Origin of the sequence: Catenulispora acidiphila DSM 44928 (assembly GCF_000024025.1) — a bacterium.
Lineage (GTDB): Bacteria > Actinomycetota > Actinomycetes > Streptomycetales > Catenulisporaceae > Catenulispora > Catenulispora acidiphila.
Map to the genome: position 1 here is coordinate 6,907,121 of NC_013131.1, position 18,497 is coordinate 6,925,617.

Below are 18,497 nucleotides of genomic sequence, written 5' to 3' on the forward strand. Positions count from 1 at the left end.
CAGAATAAGAAGACCGAGTGAACACGCCGGGCCCGGGGATGAACGAGCGCGTCCGCGGACCCGGCGCGGCGGATAATCGCCCCATGATCGAATCAGTCGCGACCGTCACCACCGACCGCCCCGAGCGCTACCTGAAGCAGCTGGTCTCGCACCTCGGCCGCGAGGTGGACGCCGAGCAGTCCGAGGACGGCCACAGCGGCGCACTGATCTTCAGCTCCGGCAACTGCGCCCTGAGCGCCGAACCCGGAATGCTGCGCCTGACAGCGCGCGCCCAGGACGACGAACGGCTCGCGGCGGTCGAGACAGTGGTGGCGCGGCATCTGGTGCGGTTCGGGGAGAAGGACGCGCTGGTGGTGGTGTGGTCGGCGGCGATGGAGGTGTAGCGGGGCGCGCCGAACTTTGAACGCACTCACCTATGAGATCGCCATAACGCCGCACCGCACCGCACCGCAGCACCCTGAGCCGAGGCCGGTACTCCTGAGTGCGCATCGTCAGAGGTTCCGGCCGGCCCGCACCCGCCGCACCAAATCCCGCGCCGCGTCGTCCCAATCCTCATAGGCGAAGCGGAATCCGGCGTCGGACAGGCGTCCGGGAATCACACGGCGGCTCTTGAGAAGCAGCTCGGTGTCCGACCGGAGCGCGAAGGCTCCGATCGCGGCCATGGCGCGGGTCGCGGGCAGACCGAGCGGCATGCCCCACGCGCGGCGCAGGGTGCGCATGAAGGCGCGCTGGGGCAGCGGGTTCGGGGCGGCGAGGTTGACCGGTCCTTCGAGGTCGGTGCGGGTGATGAGGAACTCGAGGGCGGCGGTGAAGTCGCGGTCGTGGATCCAGGACACGTACTGGCCTCCGCCCGCGACCGCGCCGCCGAGGCCGAGGCGGGCCAGCCACGCGAGGTAGTCGAAGATCCCGCCGCGCTCCGGGCCCATCACCATCGCCGAGCGCAGCGCCACCTTGCGGGTGTCCGGGGCGTCGGCGTCGGCCTGTTCGCGCTCCCAGTTCTTCGCGATCTCGACGCTGTACGCCCAATACGCCGGCACCCCGGCCTCGCCGCCGCCGATGACGCCGCCTTCGTCGTTCGCCGCGCCGAAGGTGTGCGCGTAGATCGTCGCCGTGCTCGCCTGGAGCCACACCCGGGGCGGACGCTCGGCGCGGGCGATCGCCTCGCCGACCACCCGGGTCGACAGCACCCGCGAGTCCATCATCTGGCGAAGGTTCGCCGGGGTGTAGCGGCAACTGACACTGCGCCCCGCCAGGTTCAGCACGACGTCGCACCCGTCGAGTTCCGCCGCCCACGCCCCGAGCGTCCGGCCGTCCCAGCGCACCTCGTTCGCCCGCCGCGGATTCCGGCTGAGCACCACGACCGAGTGCCCGGCCGCCGTGAACGCCCGCTCCGCCACCGCACCGACGTGCCCGGACCCGCCGGGGATCACGATCTTCATCCTGCGCCGCCTCCCGTTTAAGCGATCGCTCAAACTCTAGCGCGGCGTCGAGCATCGCGGTGTCCAAGCCGTGCGCACGGGCGGCGGCGGTCTGGACTCGCTGATCGGGCGACCTCTGGTGATCAGCCACGCCGCTTAGCGCACCTCGGCTACAGGCTCACGCTGCCTCGGTCACCGCGCCCAACAAAGCCGGCAGGAACAACCGCTCCAACGTCCCCGGAGGCAGCTCCCCCGGCTCCACATAGCTCTGCGCCAGCGCGCCCTCGCGGATCGCGATCAGCATCCTGACCAACGACTCCAGCTCGACGCCGTTCCGCAGGCGCATCCCGGCGCGTGTCAGCAGCTCCCCCAGCAGCCGTACCGCCTCGGCGCGCAGTCCGGCGTCGTGCTCGGCGAGGCGTTGCGCCGCCTCGGGATCGCGGATCGCGGACAGGGTGAACTCGGTCGTGACCAGGTACCACGTTCGCTCGGCGTCGTCGAAGTCCGCGAGCGCCGCGGCGATGGCCTCCAGTGTCACCGGGCCTGTGCCGAGGGCTGCCGCCTGCTTCTCGAAGCGCTCCAGGACCCGCTCGGCGTGTCGGTCGAAGAGGGCGAAGAAGAGTTCTTCTTTACTCGCGAAGTTCGAGTAGAAGGCGCCGCGCGTGTAGCCGGCGCGTTCGCAGACGTCCTCGATGCGCGTGCCGCCGAAACCGTTCTCGGCGAACGCTTCCAGCGCCGCGTCGAGCAGCTTGGCCAGCGTCTGCGGCCGGCGCTTCGTCGTCCCCTTGGGCACGGCTCTTGACACCTCCTCCGGACGGGGGCAACGATACCGGAACGCATCCGATACGGAAATGTATCCGATCACCGGAAGGGCTGCCATGACCACCACCGAACCGGACGTCCAGCAGGTCGAGCAGGCTGTCGGGAACGTCGCGCAGGAGCTCTACTTCCCGGTGCCGCCGACCTTCGACAACGTCGCGGCGGAGCGGCAGTACCGCAAGGAGCAGCTGGCCGCGGGCTTCCGGATCTTCGGCAGGTTCGGCTTCTCCGAGGGCGTGGCCGGGCACATCACGGTGCGCGACCCGGAGTTCCCGGACACCTTCTGGGTCAACGGTTTCGGGCAGTCCTTCAGCCAGATCAAGGCCTCGGACCTGATCCGCTGCGACCACGAGGGCACCGTCCTGGAAGGCCGTTTCCACGTCAACCGCGCGGCGTTCGTCATCCACGCCGAGGTGCACCGCGCGCGCCCCGACGTGATCGCCGCCGCGCACTCGCACTCCTTGCACGGCAAGGCTTTCGCCTCCCTGGGCGTCCCGCTGGACCCGATCACGCAGGACGCGTGCGCCTTCTTCGAGGACCACGGCCTGTACGCCGGCTACGGCGGGGTCGCCAGCGACGTCGAGGAGGGCAAGCGCATCGGCGCGGCGCTGGGCGGGTACAAGGCCGCGATCCTGCAGAACCACGGCCTGATCACGGTCGGCGAGTCGGTCGCCGAGGCGGTGTGGTGGTTCGTGACGATGGAGCGCTCGTGCCAGGCGCAGCTGCTGGCGATGGCGGCCGGCACGCCCAAGCTGATCGACCGCGAGACCGCGCTGATGGTGCGCGAGCAGATCGGCGGACACTTCGCCGGGTGGTTCCAGGCGCGTCCGCTGTGGGACCAGATCGTGGCGTCCGACCCGGACCTGTTCGACTAGAGCGAGCCGATCAATCAAGCCACTTCAGGAGCACGTCGGTATCGCCCGCCTGCATGGAACTGCGCACGACCGGATCCATGAGCTCCAGCGAGCCGACGTACTCCAGCTCCATCGCCCACACCGCTTCAGGTCCCGCCAGCCGCGCCAGGCGCGCGTAGCCGCTTCTCAGGGTCATGCGATCCTTGGTACGCAGACAGCGGCGCAGCGAGTGCTGCACCAGGACCGCGTCGCTGGCATACGTCAACGGCCACGCGTAGTCAGCCGGTCCCCATTCACCCGCCGCCGCCGGCACCACGCGGGCCACGCCGCCGAAATCCTCGCAGCGCAGCACGACGTCGATCCGCACCGACTCGGCAGTGGTCACGTTCAAGAACAGCTCACGCAACACCGCGGGTGTCACCCGCCGGCTCCGCACGAGCCGCCTGCGCGCGGACTGCGCCGCCCGCGGATGCCGCGCCGCCCACCGGTGCCACCGCCGGGGTCCGGGCAGCCAGACCACCGCGCGCAGGCCGAGCGGCACCCATCCGCGGCTCACGACGGCGTGGATCACATCGGTCAACGGTAACGCAGAACCCTGACTGGACACCACGGTCCGGCTCGACGAGTGTTTCCGCCGGGAGCCGGACGCCGCGAGGCGCGACCCGCAAACCGCAAACCGCGACGCCGAACGGCGGCCGCCGGACCGAAGTCCGACGGCCGCCGCGGGTGGCCCGCTCGGCGCCCGAGTGTCGGCCCTGTCTCAGGACGTCAGCGCCGGCGCTGTCCCGGGCCCGGCGGACCCGGCGCGCGCCGAGGAGCCGGCATCACCGCCTCACCTTCGCGGCGTCTGTCACCGCGTGACTGTCACGGCATCGCCGCGAGGTGCGGAGCAACGGTGTTCACGAAGCTGTATCCGTTGCTCGCGTCCCAGTTGATCGACCAGGTCATCGCGCCGCGGATGGCCGGCCAGGTGCTCGGCGGGACGAACGAGCCGCAGCTCGTCTTGGCCGCCAGGCAGTCCAGCGCGTTGTTCACCAGCGAGGGCGAGACGTAGCCGCCGCCGGCCGCGCTGCCGGAGGCCGGCAGTCCGAGCCCGACCTGGTCCGGACGCAGCCCGCCCTGCAGCTGGATGCAGGCCAGGGCGGTCATGAAGTTCTCGGTCCCCTCGGAGTACACACCCTGGTCGCAGCCGTTCATCGACCCGGAGTTGTAGTACTGCATGTTGGAGATCGTGAGGATGTTCTTGATGTTCAGCGCCAGCTGGAAGTACGCCATGCCGGTCGACTGCATGTCGATCGTCTGCGGAGCCATGGTGATGATCAGCCCCGAGCCGGCCTTTCCGGACAGCGACTGCAGCGCCTGCGCCATGTACGTGGCGTTGACGCCGTTCTCCAGGTCGATGTCCACGCCGTCGAAGCCGTAGCTCTGCATGATGCTGTAGACGCTGGTGGCGAAGTTGTTCGCCGACGTGGAGTCGCCGACGCTGATCGCGCCGTTCTGCCCGCCGACGGAGACGATCACCTTCTGGCCGCGCGAGTGCAGCGTGGCGATGTCCGCCTTGAACTGTGCGTCGGTGTAGCCGCCGAGCGCCGAGGACAGCCCGGAGTCGACGCTGAACGTCACGCCGCCGGGGTGGCTCGGGTCGGCGTTGGCGAAGGCCACGGCGACGAGGTTGTAGCCGGCGGGCACGGCCGCCAGGCTCAGCGGCTTGGCGCTGTTCACGAAGTCCTGCCAGTAGCCGGTCAGCACGTGCTTGGGCAGCGAGCCGTTCCCGCCGCCGGTTCCGGCGGTCGTGGCGCTCACCGCGGAGGACTGCCCGGACTCGCCGGCCGAGTTGGTCGCCGAGACCGTGTAGCTGTAGGTGGTGGAGGCGCTCAGACCGGTGTTCGTGTACGAAGTACCGGTCACGCTCGCGATCTTCGAACCGCCGCGATAGACGTTGTAGCCGGTGGCTCCGCTGGAGGCGTTCCACGCCAGCGACACCGAGCTCGACGTCGTCCCGCTGACCGACAGACCGCTGGGCGTCGGCGGAACCTGAGTCCCGCCGGCGGTGGTGGTACCGGTGACAGCTCCGGACTGCGCCGACTCCCCTGCAGAGTTCGTCGCGGTGACGGTGTAGCTGTAACTGGTGGACGGGCTCAGACCGGTGTTCGTGTACGAAGTACCGGTCACGCTCGCGATCTTGGCGCCGCCACGGTAGACGTTGTAGCCGGTGGCTCCGGTCGAGGCGTTCCACGCCAGCGACACCGAGCTCGACGTCGTCCCGCTGACCGACAGACCGCTGGGAACGGGGGGCACCTGAGTCTGGCCACCCGGTCCGACAAGCGAGACGTCGTCGGCGAAGTACGTGCCCTGCCCGTACCAGCCGTGCAGGTAGATCTGGACGCTCGTGGTCGAGGCGCCGGTGGTGAAGCTGGTGGACAGCTGCTGGAAGGAGGTCGCCGACGGCGTCCACGTGGAGCTGTAGCCGGTGGCGCCGATGTAGACGTAGCCGCCCTCGACGTACGCCGAGAGCGTGTACGCCGAATTCGGCTGCACGGACACCGTCTGCGTGCACTGCGCGTCGTCGGAGTTGTTCGCGGCTCCGGCCAGCGCGTGGCTGCCGCTGTGGACCGGGGAGGACACCACGCTTCCGGTGCTGCCGTCACACGTCCACGGGCTCAGGCTTCCGGTCTCGAAGCCGGAGTTCACCACCAGGTTGCTGTCGGCGCGGGCGCGGGAGGCGCTCAGGGCGATGGTCATCGTGGCGGCTATCAGGGTTGCGGCCAACAGGGCCGCGAACGCGCGGAGGCGCGTTCTTGCACTGGTCAAAGCACACCTCTCTTGGGGAAGACTCCTGGATCTTGTGGGGGTAGTGGTCTACACCACGGGGGCTGAGTTCAAAATGGTGTAGACCAGACGGGGTGTCAAGAGTCTGAACGCCCGGCGATCCCTAAGGGAATGCAAAGGTTCGCCGCGAGGCGGCGAGAGGCACGGGTGGCGCCATGGCGAAAAGGGAGTCAGAGAGACTCCTGACTCCCTGATGCCCTGCTGCGGATCGCGCTTCCGGTTACTCTCCGGGGCGCAGCAATACGGTGAACGGCACGCCGATACGGCGCCAGGCCTCGGCGGCCTCTTCCCAGACCTCCAACGCGATGCTGTAGGCGTCCAGATCGGCGAAGGCGAAGGTGTTGCTGTCCTCGACGACGGTCAGGATCCCGCCGCCGCTGCCGGGCGTCGGCGGCGGCAGCCACTGCAGGTCGGCGAGGCAGTCGGCGAGGGCGTCCCAGTTGTGGCCGAAGTAGGCGGGGAACCGGTAGGAGCGCTCGCACTCCTCCAGGAACTGCGGCTTGTCATGGACCCGGGAGCAGTCCACGACGACACAGCGCCAGCCGATCTCCGCGGCCTCGGCGCGGATCTCAGCCGCCGAACGATCGGAGTTCCAGATGTGGACCCCGGGACCGGTCTCGCCCAAAACGTGGGCCAGCGCCGTCATGTCACACCACCTCGTACCACCCAGAGGAAGGACCGGTAGTGGTCCGGGGTGTAGTAGAGCTCGCCGTTGTGGCCCAGGATCAGCCGCCGCGCACCACGATCGGCCGCCCCAGGCGTCACGACGGTGTACTCGCGGTAGTAGCCGCTCGGCTCCGACGGCAGCCGCCGCTCCCGGTTCTGGAAGGTGACCCCGTCCTGGCGGTACTGGAAGGTACCGCCGTCATCGATGCGCTTGATGACATCGCGCGCCTCGGCGGGCAGGCTCGCCTCGGCGACGGTGGCCATGCCCGCGGGCTTGAGCAACGAAGACGAGGACGCACTCGAACTCGAACTCTTGCCCGACGAAGCGCCACAGCCCGCCAACGCCAGCAATATCGCGAGCAGCAGCACGACGAGCGGCTGGACGCGGCGGGGCGGGGCGGACGGGCTCACGAGGGGAGCCTAACGCTGGGTGATCTTTCGGGCACGTGCTCTGAGCCAGCCGAGAGTGGATCGGGGATGCATCAGGGATGGATCAGATGCCGTTGGTGTCAGCGCGGATAAGCCACGCCGACACCAACAAATCAAGCTCGCAACCTACCGCTCAACTCCACCGCAGCAGCATGCGGATCAGCAGCCTCCGTCAGTGCCCGCACCACCACGACCCGGCGTGCGCCGGCGGTGAGCACCTCGTCGAGGTTGGCGGTGTCGATGCCGCCGATCGCGAACCAGGGGCGTGTGCCTTCGGGTGCCAGGCGTGCGGCGTACTTGACCAGGCCGAGGCCTGGGGCGAAGCGTCCTGGTTTGGTCGGGGTCGGCCAGACCGGGCCGGTGCAGAAGTAGTCGACTCCGGGTGCCGCCGCGGCTTGGTCGACCTCGGCTTCGGCGTGGCAGGAGCGGCCGATGAGCGGCTGCTCGCCGATGATGTGGCGCGCCAGGGGTACCGGGAGGTCGTCCTGGCCGAGGTGCAGGATGTCCGCGCCGGCGCCGAGGGCGATGTCGGCGCGGTCGTTCACCGCGAGGAGCTTGCCGTGGCGGCGGCAGGCGTCGGCGAACACCTCGAGTGCCGCGAGCTCCTGGCGGGCTTCCATGCCCTTCTGCCGCAGCTGGACGATGTCCACGCCGCCGGAGAGCACGGCGTCCAGGAACTGCGGCAGGTCGCCTTGCTGCTCCCGGGCGTCGCAGCACAGGTAGAGGCGGGCGTCGGACAGCTTGGTGCGGAGGTCCTCGCCTGAGGTCACAGTTCGGCCTGCGCGCGGCGGCGGACCTCGGTGCCGCGGTTCTCGCGCAGGGCCTGGACCGGGGTGCCGGGCAGCGAGTCGTCAGGCGTGAACAGCCAGCGCAGGGCTTCCTCGTCGGTGAACTTCGCGTCCTTGAGCAGGGTCAGGGTGCCGGTCAGGCCCTTGACCGAGTGGTCCTCGACGATGAAGCCGGCCGGGACGTGCAGGGCGTTGTTCTCGCCGCGGCGGACCGCGATCAGCTGGTTGTCGCGCAGGAGCTGCCGGACGCGCGTCACCTGCACGCCGAAGCGCTCGGCGACGTCGGGCAGCGTGAGCCAGTCGCCCACCAGGGCGTCGGTCTCGGGGTCGATCGAGTCGCGGTGGGCCTCGGCGTGCGCGGTGCCGACTGCGGCGTTCTTCTCAGTCACGCCCCCAAGCATGCCAGGAGTTTCACAGCACCGCCGTCGTTAAAGCAGCTCCGGCATCGGCCACCCGGGCGGCATCGAGCACGGCTCCGGCGGTCACCAGGCGGCGACCCTGGGCCAGATCGCGCGGTCGCCCGACCGCCAACACCGCCGTCAGCCTGGCGTGCGGATCCAGCCAGCACACCGACCACGTCGGCGTGCTCAGGTCTCCGCGCAGCACCATGCGGTCGGCGGAGGTGTGGTGTCCGACGTACTGGACCATCCGCCCGAACTGCTCGCTCCAGAAGTACGGCACCGGGTCGTGCAGCTCCGCGCCGACGCCCTCCAGCACGTTCGGCACCAGGGCCTGCGGCCCGCGCAGCGCGTTGTCCCAGTGCTCGACGCGGATGTGCCGCCCGCCGTAGCGCACGCTGCGGTACGCCGCGACGTCGCCGACCGCGAACACACCGGGCACGTTCGTCTCCAGATACTCCGAGACCAGCAGCGAGCCGTCCTGGGCCCGGTGGAACGCCTCGCCGAGCCAGCGGGTGTCCGGGCGCGCCCCGACCGCCACCAGCGTGTGGTCCACGCCCGGCGGCGGGCCGGTGACCGGGTCCGAGCACTTCAGCTCCACACCGGCCTCGGCGTACCAGGCGGTCATCGCCTGCCCCACGGCCGGCGGGAAGATCGCGGCCAGCGGCCTGTCGCGCGCCTCGTGGACCACGACGCCGGTCCCGGCGTTGCGGGCCGCGGTGGCCACCTCGGCGCCGATCCAGCCGGCGCCGACGATCGCCATCGGCTTGCCGCCGTTGATGCGCTCGCGCAGCCGCACGCTGTCCTCGTAGGTGCGCAGCGTCTCGCCGAAGCCGAGCTGGATCGGCACCGAGCCGGTGGCCACGACCAGCCGGTCGTAGCGCAGCTCGACGCCGGTCCCGGTGGTGACCACGCCCGGCGCCCAGCCCACGGCGCGCTCGCCGAAGCGGCACTGAACCTCGGCCTCGGCGAAGTCGAACGCGAAGGCGAGCTCGTCGACCTTCTCCACCGCGCCGCGCGCCGAGCCGGCCAGCACGGCTTTGGACAACGGCGGCCGGTCGTAGGGCGCGTGCCGCTCCTCGCCCAAGAACGTGACCGCACCCTGGAAACCCTTTTCGCGCAGCGACCGCACCGTGTGCAGTCCCGCCATGCCGCCGCCGACGACAAGAACACGTTCTAGTTTCATCAGTCCGTCACTGTAGCCCGTTGAATTCCCGTATGCGCCATCATGGTCGCCGTGGCGAGCGAGGACTACCCGGACACCCCGACGGAATCCGGCGGCGACGACGGCAGCGCCGGCATCACGGCCGACGACGGCGGCCCGGACCGGGGCCGCTCCCCGCACGCGGTACAGCGCGTGACCTGGGCGGAGCTGTTCTTCGACCTGGTCTTCGTCTTCGCCGTCACCCAGGTCGCGCACGCGGTCTCCGTCGGTGACGGCTGGGCCGATCTGGGACGCTCGATCCTGTTGTTCGTGCCGTTCTGGTGGGCCTGGGTCGGCTGCGCCATCTTGTTCAACGGCATGGTGATCTCCGCGACCAAGCGGCATCTGGTGCTGCTGGCGATCGCCGGCGCGGCGTTCGTCATGTGCATCTCGGTACCGGACGCCTACGGCAACCGCGGCGTGCTGTTCGGCGCGGCGTACCTGGTCTCCCGGATCCTGCTCGGCGCGACGATGCGCGTGCGCGACGCGTTCAAGGTCCGCCTGGACCCCTTCACCGTGGGCGTCCTGGCCGGTCTGGCGTGGATGTTCGCCGGGCTGCTGCCCTCGGACACCCGGCAGTGGGTGTGGCTGGCGCTCGCGCTGATCGAGCTGGCGGTCCCGCTCGTGCTCGGACACCGGCTGGACTACATGCAGTTCGACGCCTCGCACCTGCCGGAGCGCTTCGGGCTGTTCGTCATCATCGCGCTCGGCGAGACGCTGGTCGGGATCGGGCAGGGCGGGACGCGCAACGCGCTGCACGGCGAGGAGGCGGTGACCTTGTTCGTCGCCTTCCTGCTCTCGTGCGGGCTGTGGTGGACCTACTTCCAGTACGGCGCCTCGGCGACCGAACACGCGCTGAAGGTCGCCAAGGTCCCGGCGATACTGGTCCGCTCCTCGTTCTCCTACGGCCACATGCTCTTCGTGCTGGGCATCATCCTGGCCGCGGCCGGCATGTCGCAGGCGGTCGCCGATCCCACGGCGCGTCTGCACGGCGTGCACGCGCTGCTGCTCGGCAGCGGCGTCTCGCTCTACGTCGCGACCTTCTGCTACACGCGGATCATGATGTTCGGCGGCGCCTCCTACACCCGCGTGGTGGCCGCGCTGCTGGCGATCGTGGTCACCGCCTGCTCCCCCGCGCTGCCCGCGATCGTGCCGCTGGCGCTGCTCGCCGCGCTGGTCATAGCGCTGAACGCGTTCGAGTTCTACTGGGTCACCGCCGGCAAGCCCTTGATGCTGATCAACGTTTGGCAGGGCGCCGCCGGACGGTGAACGTCCTGTGTGCGCCGGGGTTCGGCGCGGACGGGACCGGAGTGGACGTCGGACGTCGGATCTAGAATGTGGACCATGCGTTCGCCTGCCGGTTCCGACGTCCTGATCATCGGCGGCGGCCTGATCGGGTTGGCCGCCGCGTGGCGGACCGCCGTGCGCGGGCTCTCGGTGACGATCTGCGATCCGGCGCCGGGGTCCAACGCCTCCTTCGCCGCCGCCGGCATGCTCACGCCGGTCACCGAGCTGCACTACGGCGAGGAGACGCTCCTGAGCCTGAACCTGGCCTCCGCCAAGCGGTATCCCTCCTTCATCGAGGAGCTGCGCGAGGCCTCCGACGGCCTGGATCCGGGGTACCGCGAGGCCGGGACGCTGGTCGTCGCCTTCGACGCCGACGACCGCGAAGTCCTGTCCGAGCTGCACGTCTTCCAGCAGTCGCTGGGGCTGAAAGCCGAGTGGCTGACCGGCCGGGAGGCGCGGCGGCTGGAGCCGATGCTGGCGCCGGGCGTGCGCGGCGGGCTGCTGGTCTCCGGCGACCACCAGGTCGACAACCGGATGCTGCTGGCGGCGTTGTTCGCGGCGCTGGAGCGGGATCCGAAGGTCACGATCGTGCGCTCGAAGGTCGCCGAGCTGACCGTGACCGGGGATCGCGCGACCGGCGTGGTCCTCGAAGACGGAACCGCTTTGCCGGCAGCGCAGGTGGTGCTGTCCGCCGGCTGCTGGTCCGGGCAGATCGCCGGCATCCCGGAGGAGCTGCTGCCGCCGGTGCGTCCCATCAAGGGGCAGATCCTGCGGCTGGCCATACCGGACGTCTTCAAGCCGTTCCTGTCCCGGACGGTGCGCTACGTCGTGCGCAACAACCACGCCTACCTCGTCCCCCGCGCACACGGCGAACTCGTGCTCGGCGCCACGGTCGAGGAGCAGGACTACGACACCGCGGTCACCGCCGGCGGCGTCTACGAGCTGCTGCGCGACGCCCGGGAGCTGGTCCCCGGCATCACCGAGCTGCCGCTGATCGAGACCCGCGCCGCGCTGCGCCCCGGCACGCCGGACAACGCCCCGCTGATCGGTCCCACGGCGCTGCCCGGGCTGCTGTACGCCACCGGCCACTACCGGCACGGCGTGCTGCTCACCCCGGCCACCGCGGACGGCGTCGCGGAGATCCTGGCGACCGGGACGGTCCCGGAGGCGCTGGCGCCCTTCAGTCCCCGACGGTTCGAGCATCACCAGAAATGAGCGCTGAGCAGACCATGCAGCACACCATGCAGCTGTCAGTGAACGGCGCGCCCTCGCAGATCGCCGAGGGCGCCACCGTCGCGGACCTGGTCGTCTCGCTGGTCGAGGCGGCCCGGGACGGCAAGAAGGGCGGCATCGCCGTGGCCGTCAACGAAACCGTCGTCCCGCGCGCTTCCTGGGACGGCACCCCGCTCGCGGCCGGCGACCGGGTGGAGATCCTCACCGCCGTGCAAGGAGGCTGAGACAGCCATGACCCTCGCTGCCGACACCGCTGCCGACGCAGCTACTGATACCGCCACCACCGACACCGCTGCTACCCGCACCGCCACCGACACCACCGCGAGCTTCGGCGCCGCCTTCGAGATCGCCGGGCAGACCTTCTCCTCCCGCCTGATCATGGGCACCGGCGGCGCGCCGTCCCTGGAGGTCCTGGAGCAGGCGCTGCTGGCCTCCGGCACGGAGCTGACCACCGTCGCACTGCGCCGCGTCTCCACCGCCACCCGCGGCTCGGTGCTGGACGTCCTGAGCCGCAACGGCATCCAGGTCCTGCCGAACACCGCCGGCTGCTTCACCGCCGGCGAGGCGATCCTGACCGCCAAGCTCGCCCGCGAAGCCCTCGGCACGAACTGGGTCAAGGTCGAGGTGATCGCCGACGAGCACACCCTGCTGCCGGACCCGATCGAGCTGGTCGCCGCCTGCGAGGCGCTGGTCGACGACGGCTTCACCGTCCTGCCGTACACCTCCGACGACCCGGTGCTGGCCAAGCGCCTGGAGCAGATCGGCTGCGCGGCCGTGATGCCCGCCGGGGCACCGATCGGCTCCGGACTCGGCGTCCGCAACCCGCACAACATCGAGCTGATGGTCGACGCGGTCTCGATCCCGGTGATCCTCGACGCCGGCATCGGCACCGCCTCGGACGCCACCCTGGCCATGGAGCTCGGCTGCTCGGCGGTCATGCTCGCCACCGCGGTCACCCGCGCCCAGCACCCGGTGGCGATGGCCACCGCGATGCGGCACGCGATCGAGGCCGGCCGCCTGGCCCGGGCCGCCGGCCGCATGCCCAAGCGCTACCACGCGCAGGCCTCCTCGACCATGGACGGCCGCGCCCACCTGCGCGACGAGGTCCCGGCGTTCGACTGAGCGCCGGCACGGGGACGGCTTTGTTGCCCGCAGGGGCAGCGACCCAGGTCCCTACGACCGTGTCAGGGGATTGCCGATCGGGTGTCTACTCGGATCCGAGGAATGCCGACAGCAGGCGTCGGCGAACCGAGGAGAGCGGTGGGCGATGCGAGCGAGCGGCGAGAAGACCGACGATCGGGCGGCATCGGTGCAGAAGTCCTCTGCCCGGGCTTCGCAGCGGACGGGAGCGGCCTCGCAGTTCCTGGCGCTGCAGTCGGCGGTCGGCAACGGGGCGGTGGTGCAGCTGATGCGGGAGGCCGGTGATCCGTGGCTGGCCGAGAAGCATCAGCACGGCGCCGGATGCGGGCATCAGGACACTGAGCAGGCTGTGCAGCGCTCGTCGGTGCCCGAGGTGCTGAAGCGCTCCGGGCGTCCGCTGGATTCGGCCACGCAGAGCGCCATGCAGTCCAAGCTCGGCGCGGACTTCTCCGACGTGCGGCTGCACGACGACGCAGCCGCCAAGGCCTCGGCGGCCGAGATCGGGGCGCACGCCTACACCTCCGGCAACCACATCGTGATGGGCGAGGGCGGGCAGAACACGCACACCCTCATCCATGAGCTGACGCACGTCCTGCAGCAGCGGCAGGGTCCGGTCGCCGGGACGGTGAACACCTCCGGGCTGAAGATGTCCGACCCCTCCGACCGGTTCGAGCGGCAGGCCGAGGCCAATGCCCGGCAGGTGATGAGCGGCGGTCCGTCGCTGCTGACCGGTGGTCGGGCAGTCGCGGGCGGGCAGGAAGCCGGGGGCCGGCAAGCCGGGATCCAGCAGTCCGGCGCGCAGCAGAGCGGCAACATCCAGCGCGCCCACTACCCGCACGGCGAGGAGGTCACGGCACACCGAGGGTTCTGCGTCATCCTCGGCGCGAGCCTCAACGGCGTCCGCCTCGGCCACTTCACGAGCGAGACCTCCAGCTGGTCCCCGCAGGACCACGCCGAGGACCAACTGTGTGACGAGATCGAGTCGGCGATCATGTTCGCCAGCTCCGGCCACGTCGGCGTGGCGACGCAGGGTGCGGGCGGCGAGGTCCTCAGCGCCCTCACCCGGCGCATGGATGAGGGCAGGAACTCGCACACGCTGCGCATCACGCTGTCGGCGAGCCCTTGTTCCTCCCGGCAGGGCACGACGACCAAGCACGGCCACGAAGGGTGCGCCGAGCGGCTCATCTACCTGGCCAAGATGAAGTTCGGCCACGACCGCAGGCAGCGCATCAAAATCAAGATCCAGGCCCACCACGTCTACCAGCCCGGCCATCTGGACCGCCGGGCGGCCAAGGCGGCGTCCCGGGCGGCGATGAGCGACATGCGCGCGGCCGGCATCGAGATCGAGGCCGGCTGACCCGGCTGACCCGGCCGAGGCGGGCCGGCGCGGCGCCGGGCAGGGGCAACCCCGCCGTTTCCCGCCCGACCGCCGACGGTCCCACGTTCTAGACTCACCCTCGTGGACAAGACTTTGGACGATTCGCTGGTCGGGCAGGTTCTCGACGGGCGCTACCGGGTCGACTCCCTGATCGCTCGCGGGGGCATGGCAACGGTCTACCTGGCCACCGACCGGCGGCTCGACCGCGTGGTCGCCCTGAAGGTCATGCATCCGGAGCTGGCGCGGCACGAGGAGTTCGTGTCGCGCTTCATCCGGGAGGCGAAGACGGCGGCGCGCCTGACGCATCCGAACATCGTCGCGGTGTTCGACCAGAGCGCCGACGGCGGACACGTGTATCTGGTCATGGAGTTCATCGACGGCCAGACGCTGCGCGAGCTGCTGGGAGACCGGGGGCGCTGCACGCCGCGCGAGGCGCTGGAGCTGCTCGGGCCGGTGCTGTCGGCCCTGGGCGCCGCGCACCGCGCCGGGATGGTGCACCGGGACGTCAAGCCGGAGAACGTGCTGATCGGCAAGGAGGGGACCTACGCGCACGCGGTGAAGGTCGCCGACTTCGGGCTGGCCCGCTCGGCTGCGGCCGGCGCCACGGTCTCGCTGGCCGGGATGATCGTGGGCACCGCCTCGTATCTGGCGCCCGAGCAGGTCAAATCCGGGATCTGCGACGCCCGCTCGGACGTGTACTCCGCCGGGATCGTGCTCTATGAGATGCTCACCGGCGCCAAGCCCTTCGTCGCCGACTCCCCGATCCAGGTCGCCTACCGGCACGTGCACGACGAGGTCCCGACCCCGTCGGCCTCCGTGCCCGGCCTGGACCCGGCGCTGGACGCGCTGGTCGCCCGGGCCACGGCCAAGGACCCCGCCGAGCGGCCCGCCGATGCGAACGTCTTCCACGCCGAGGTGATGCGCACCGCCGGCAGCCTGCCGGACGCCGCGCTGGACTTCGGAGCGATCCCGGAGGAGGAGGACCCGGACAACACCGCGACCGCGGAGTTCGCCGCGATGTCCGGCCAGCGCCACTTCGCACGGACCCGGATGATGCCGGCGCCGGAGACCACCCGCGCGGTGCCGCCGCCCCCGCCGCTGCCGGCCGACGCGACCCGGGTGGACCCCGCGGCGCGCGCCACCAAGCCCGGCGGCAAGCAGGTCTACAAGGCGCGCACCTCGCCGAACCAGCCGCGCCAGCTCGTCCCGGCCGACCAGCCCTGGCGGCCGCGGCGCGGGCACTACGCGCTGGCCGTGATCCTGGTCGTGGCACTGATTTTGGGGATCGCGGCGTGGTGGGCGGCCAGCGGGCAGTTCCGCTCGATGCCCTCGGTGATCCGGCAGACCCAGCAGGCCGCGATCGCCCAGCTGACCCGCGACGGGCTGCACGCCGACGTGCTGTCCGACTACAGCGACAGCGTGCCCTCCGGACTGGTCATCACCTCCTCGCCGGATCCCTCCGGCAAGGTGAAGAAGGGCGGCGAGGTCCGGATCACGGTGTCCAAGGGTCCCAAGCCGGTCGCGGTGCCGGACGAGGCGGGTCAGGACCCTGACACGGCCGCCAAGGCGTTGCGCGACGCCGGGTTCCAGGTGGTGATCGCCACCGACCAGGTCTTCTCCGACAGCGTGGCCAGCGGCGCGGTGGTGTCGGTGAACCCGGGGTTCGCCCAGCCCGGAGCCACGCTGACACTGACGCTGTCCAAAGGCGCGCAGGCGTTCCCGGTCCCCGACGTGACCGGACTTTCGGAGGACGACGCCCGGGCGAAGCTGGCGGCGGCGGGGTTCACCAACGTAAAAGTCAATAAATGGTTCTTCGGCGACACCGTTCATTCCCAACAGCCCGAGGCGGGCAAGGACGCACGGCACGCGGATCCGGTGGAGCTGTTCGAGAACCCGCTGTCCTGAAGACGGGAGCACGGACGCTCCGCGCGCGCCCCCCGCGTCACCTGCGAGGACGAAGAATTCTGCGATTCGCCGGTGGCGGCCCTCGACAGATGTCCATACTCGACAGTGGTCGCGAGGTGACGGAAAGTCAGCGATGGTCAGCGGCACGGCCGCGCGGGTAAGGGGAACAGTGGACGTGGGCTGTCCGATCCGGCGAAGGCTCTGAGCCTGGAACCGGGCGAGCCGGACAGCAGCGGATGGGCAGGTCAGCGAGAGGGTGGGAGCAGGCAGTGGATCGGACAGTGGTGGGACAAGCCGCCACTCCCTTTTCCGGAACACTCGGCGCCCCGGAAGCGGGCACGGCGGGAGTCGGAGGTGACAAGCGCACCCCCCGGCACGCCGCGCCACCGCACGACTGGCACGACACGGCCGATTCGGTGCGCCTGCGACTGGCGCTGCTGAACCGGGCCAGCGAGGAGATCGGCACCACCCTGGATCTGGTGCGCACGGCCGAGGAACTGGTCGCGATCGCCATCCCCGACTTCGCCGACACCACCTGGGTGCTGCTGCAGGAGCGGGTCGCCACCCACCACGAGATCCCGGCGCCGTTCAAGGACGGCGGCGCACGCGTGCGCCGGCTGGCCCTCGGCGTGTCGGACAAGGACCCGCTGCCGGTGGAGTTCTGGTTGTCCACACTGCCGATCGGGGAGACCGCGGTGTGCCCGCCGGCCTCGCCGTTCGCGCGCTGCATGGCCGAGCGGCGCTCGCTGTTCTTCCCGATCGTCCCGGAGGAGCTGGCCGGACGCACCGCCGAGGACTTCGGACGTCCGGACTTCTACCGCGCCATGGCGGGACGCTCGCTGCTTCTCAGCCCTCTGATGGCGCGCGGCCGGGTCCTGGGACTGCTGGCGTTCAACCGCGACCCCGCCGAGCGCGCGGAGTTCTGCGGCCGGGACGTGGAGCTGGCGGACAACCTGGCGCGGCGCACGGCGCTGTGCATCGACAACGCGCGGCTGTACAACCTGGAGAAGTCGCAGGCGCTGACGCTGCAGAGTTCGCTGCTGCCCAAACGCGTGCAGCCGCCTCCCGGCATGGAGGTGGCGCACCGGTACGTGCCCGGCAGCGACGTCGCCGAGGTCGGCGGCGACTGGTTCGACGTGATCCCGCTGACCGGCGGCCGGGTGGCGCTGGTGGTCGGGGACGTGATGGGGCACGGGATGCAGGCGGCCACGGTGATGGGGCAGCTGCGCACCGCGGTGCGGACGCTGGCCCGCCTGGAGCTGCCGGTGACCGAGCTGATGGGGCATCTGGACGCGCTGCTGCCGGACATGGCGGACAGCTATCTGTTCGCCACGTGCATCATCGCGGTGCACGACCCGGAGGCGCGCACGTGCGAGATCGTGCGCGCCGGGCACGTGCCGCCGGTGATCGTGCACCCGGATCCGTCGGTGAAGCCGCGGATAGAGGACGTGCCGGCGAACCGCCCGCTGGGACTGGGGTTCGTGTCGGACCCGTTCGAGTCCTGGACGCTGGACCTACCGGAGGGCTCGCTGCTGGTGCTGTGCACGGACGGTCTGGTCGAATCGAAGAACCGCGACATCGGAGACGGATTACAACTGTTGCTGGACAACCTGGGCGACCCCGAGACCGGCCTGGAAGAGATCTGCGACACCCTGACCCGCACGCTGGCGATGGAGGGCGACCGGGACGACCTGGCGCTGCTGGTGGCCCGGATCGGGCGCGCGCCGTCGCGCTCGGCGTCCTGGGAGCTGCCGGCGGAGTCCTACGCGGTGCGCGAGGCGCGGCACTTCGTGCGGCAGCAGGCCGGGTCCTGGGGACTGCCGGAGGACACCGTGGACACCGCCGAGCTGCTGGTGAGCGAGCTGGCGACGAACGCGGTGCGGCACGCCGCCGGACCGGGCCCGATCGAGATCCGGCTGTCTTATGACGATCGCCTGACGTGCGAGGTCGCCGACCAGGTCGGCGCGGAGCCGCGGCCGGCGGCGCTGCCGGACGACCTGGAGGAGAGCGGTCGCGGGCTGTTCCTGGTCAGCGAACTGTCCGCGGACTGGGGGTCGCGGCGGACGTCGACGGGGAAGGTCGTGTGGTTCGCGTTGGAGGGGTTGGGGGTCGCGGCTTAGATTCCCGTTTCCCGCTGACGTTCAGCGGA

18 protein-coding genes are annotated in these 18,497 nt (G+C 70.6%); 9 read left to right on the top strand and 9 right to left on the bottom strand.

What is annotated here, in order from left to right; all coding sequences use genetic code 11:
- The first annotated feature begins 83 nt into the window (after window positions 1-83).
- Window positions 84-383: a DUF2218 domain-containing protein gene (locus tag CACI_RS29655; protein WP_015794572.1), complete on the top strand. Its 300-nt coding sequence runs from the start codon at window positions 84-86 to the stop codon at window positions 381-383.
- 108 nt (window positions 384-491) lie between these two features.
- Here the strand turns inward: CACI_RS29655 and CACI_RS29660 are convergent, their stop codons facing one another.
- Both CACI_RS29660 and CACI_RS29665 read right to left on the bottom strand, forming a co-directional pair.
- Complete coding sequence (locus tag CACI_RS29660; protein WP_015794573.1) at window positions 492-1,439, bottom strand: DUF1731 domain-containing protein; 948 nt, start codon at window positions 1,437-1,439, stop codon at window positions 492-494.
- Window positions 1,440-1,596: 157 nt separating this feature from the next.
- Window positions 1,597-2,211 (bottom strand): TetR/AcrR family transcriptional regulator, encoded by a 615-nt coding sequence (locus CACI_RS29665; RefSeq protein ID WP_015794574.1) that lies wholly within the window; start codon window positions 2,209-2,211, stop codon window positions 1,597-1,599.
- Window positions 2,212-2,296: 85 nt separating this feature from the next.
- Between CACI_RS29665 and CACI_RS29670 the strand changes: the two genes are divergently transcribed.
- Entirely contained in the window at window positions 2,297-3,112 is an 816-nt protein-coding gene (locus tag CACI_RS29670) for a class II aldolase/adducin family protein (RefSeq protein WP_015794575.1), read from the top strand.
- A gap of 10 nt (window positions 3,113-3,122) precedes the next feature.
- Here the strand turns inward: CACI_RS29670 and CACI_RS29675 are convergent, their stop codons facing one another.
- The 7 genes from CACI_RS29675 to CACI_RS29705 all read right to left on the bottom strand — a co-directional run bounded on the left by CACI_RS29675 (window position 3,123) and on the right by CACI_RS29705 (window position 9,387).
- The gene (locus CACI_RS29675) at window positions 3,123-3,512 is read right to left on the bottom strand and encodes a hypothetical protein (protein ID WP_015794576.1); all 390 of its coding nucleotides are present in this window, start codon (window positions 3,510-3,512) and stop codon (window positions 3,123-3,125) included.
- 443 nt (window positions 3,513-3,955) lie between these two features.
- The gene (locus tag CACI_RS29680; protein ID WP_015794577.1) at window positions 3,956-5,902 is read right to left on the bottom strand and encodes a fibronectin type III domain-containing protein; all 1,947 of its coding nucleotides are present in this window, start codon (window positions 5,900-5,902) and stop codon (window positions 3,956-3,958) included.
- A 238-nt stretch (window positions 5,903-6,140) separates the two neighbouring features.
- Window positions 6,141-6,566 (bottom strand): barstar family protein, encoded by a 426-nt coding sequence (locus CACI_RS46205; RefSeq protein ID WP_015794578.1) that lies wholly within the window; start codon window positions 6,564-6,566, stop codon window positions 6,141-6,143.
- Complete coding sequence (locus CACI_RS29690) at window positions 6,563-6,997, bottom strand: ribonuclease domain-containing protein (protein WP_015794579.1); 435 nt, start codon at window positions 6,995-6,997, stop codon at window positions 6,563-6,565. Before CACI_RS29690 ends, CACI_RS46205 begins: the two co-directional genes overlap by 4 nt.
- Window positions 6,998-7,128: 131 nt before the next feature.
- Window positions 7,129-7,785 carry a thiamine phosphate synthase gene (gene thiE / locus CACI_RS29695; RefSeq protein WP_015794580.1) on the bottom strand — a complete coding sequence of 219 codons (657 nt, stop codon included), beginning with the start codon at window positions 7,783-7,785 and terminating at the stop codon, window positions 7,129-7,131.
- Window positions 7,782-8,204 carry an Rv2175c family DNA-binding protein gene (locus tag CACI_RS29700; protein WP_015794581.1) on the bottom strand — a complete coding sequence of 141 codons (423 nt, stop codon included), beginning with the start codon at window positions 8,202-8,204 and terminating at the stop codon, window positions 7,782-7,784. Before CACI_RS29700 ends, thiE begins: the two co-directional genes overlap by 4 nt.
- Before the next feature lie 10 nt (window positions 8,205-8,214).
- Window positions 8,215-9,387 (bottom strand): NAD(P)/FAD-dependent oxidoreductase, encoded by a 1,173-nt coding sequence (locus CACI_RS29705; protein ID WP_015794582.1) that lies wholly within the window; start codon window positions 9,385-9,387, stop codon window positions 8,215-8,217.
- Window positions 9,388-9,438: 51 nt separating this feature from the next.
- On the opposite strand from CACI_RS29705, the gene CACI_RS29710 reads away from it, so the two are divergent.
- From CACI_RS29710 to CACI_RS29740, 7 genes are all read left to right on the top strand, one after another.
- Window positions 9,439-10,674, top strand: a complete 1,236-nt coding sequence (locus tag CACI_RS29710) for a low temperature requirement protein A (RefSeq protein ID WP_190276649.1) — start codon at window positions 9,439-9,441, stop codon at window positions 10,672-10,674.
- Between the two features lie 66 nt (window positions 10,675-10,740).
- Window positions 10,741-11,907: a glycine oxidase ThiO gene (gene thiO, locus CACI_RS29715; RefSeq protein WP_015794584.1), complete on the top strand. Its 1,167-nt coding sequence runs from the start codon at window positions 10,741-10,743 to the stop codon at window positions 11,905-11,907.
- The gene (gene thiS / locus CACI_RS29720) at window positions 11,904-12,149 is read left to right on the top strand and encodes a sulfur carrier protein ThiS (RefSeq protein WP_015794585.1); all 246 of its coding nucleotides are present in this window, start codon (window positions 11,904-11,906) and stop codon (window positions 12,147-12,149) included. The genes thiO and thiS overlap by 4 nt, the downstream gene beginning before the upstream one ends.
- 7 nt (window positions 12,150-12,156) lie before the next feature.
- Window positions 12,157-13,047 carry a thiazole synthase gene (locus CACI_RS29725; RefSeq protein WP_015794586.1) on the top strand — a complete coding sequence of 297 codons (891 nt, stop codon included), beginning with the start codon at window positions 12,157-12,159 and terminating at the stop codon, window positions 13,045-13,047.
- 145 nt (window positions 13,048-13,192) lie between these two features.
- Window positions 13,193-14,422 carry an eCIS core domain-containing protein gene (locus CACI_RS47230; protein ID WP_015794587.1) on the top strand — a complete coding sequence of 410 codons (1,230 nt, stop codon included), beginning with the start codon at window positions 13,193-13,195 and terminating at the stop codon, window positions 14,420-14,422.
- A gap of 102 nt (window positions 14,423-14,524) precedes the next feature.
- Complete coding sequence (gene pknB, locus CACI_RS29735) at window positions 14,525-16,348, top strand: Stk1 family PASTA domain-containing Ser/Thr kinase (RefSeq protein ID WP_015794588.1); 1,824 nt, start codon at window positions 14,525-14,527, stop codon at window positions 16,346-16,348.
- 269 nt (window positions 16,349-16,617) lie between these two features.
- Window positions 16,618-18,468, top strand: coding sequence for an ATP-binding SpoIIE family protein phosphatase (locus CACI_RS29740; RefSeq protein ID WP_015794589.1), 1,851 nt, complete (start codon window positions 16,618-16,620; stop codon window positions 18,466-18,468).
- The last annotated feature ends 29 nt before the right edge of the window (window positions 18,469-18,497 follow it).

Bases quoted from the DNA above. Each gene is read 5' to 3' on its own strand.
- CACI_RS29655 (WP_015794572.1), top strand. From the start codon at position 84: ATGATCGAATCAGTCGCGACCGTCACCACCGACCGCCCCGAGCGCTAC.
- CACI_RS29660 (WP_015794573.1), bottom strand. From the start codon at position 1,439: ATGAAGATCGTGATCCCCGGCGGGTCCGGGCACGTCGGTGCGGTGGCG.
- CACI_RS29670 (WP_015794575.1), top strand. From the start codon at position 2,297: ATGACCACCACCGAACCGGACGTCCAGCAGGTCGAGCAGGCTGTCGGG.
- CACI_RS46205 (WP_015794578.1), bottom strand. From the start codon at position 6,566: ATGACGGCGCTGGCCCACGTTTTGGGCGAGACCGGTCCCGGGGTCCAC.
- CACI_RS29700 (WP_015794581.1), bottom strand. From the start codon at position 8,204: ATGCTTGGGGGCGTGACTGAGAAGAACGCCGCAGTCGGCACCGCGCAC.
- CACI_RS29705 (WP_015794582.1), bottom strand. From the start codon at position 9,387: ATGAAACTAGAACGTGTTCTTGTCGTCGGCGGCGGCATGGCGGGACTG.
- thiO (WP_015794584.1), top strand. From the start codon at position 10,741: ATGTGGACCATGCGTTCGCCTGCCGGTTCCGACGTCCTGATCATCGGC.
- thiS (WP_015794585.1), top strand. From the start codon at position 11,904: ATGAGCGCTGAGCAGACCATGCAGCACACCATGCAGCTGTCAGTGAAC.
- CACI_RS29725 (WP_015794586.1), top strand. From the start codon at position 12,157: ATGACCCTCGCTGCCGACACCGCTGCCGACGCAGCTACTGATACCGCC.
- CACI_RS47230 (WP_015794587.1), top strand. From the start codon at position 13,193: ATGCGAGCGAGCGGCGAGAAGACCGACGATCGGGCGGCATCGGTGCAG.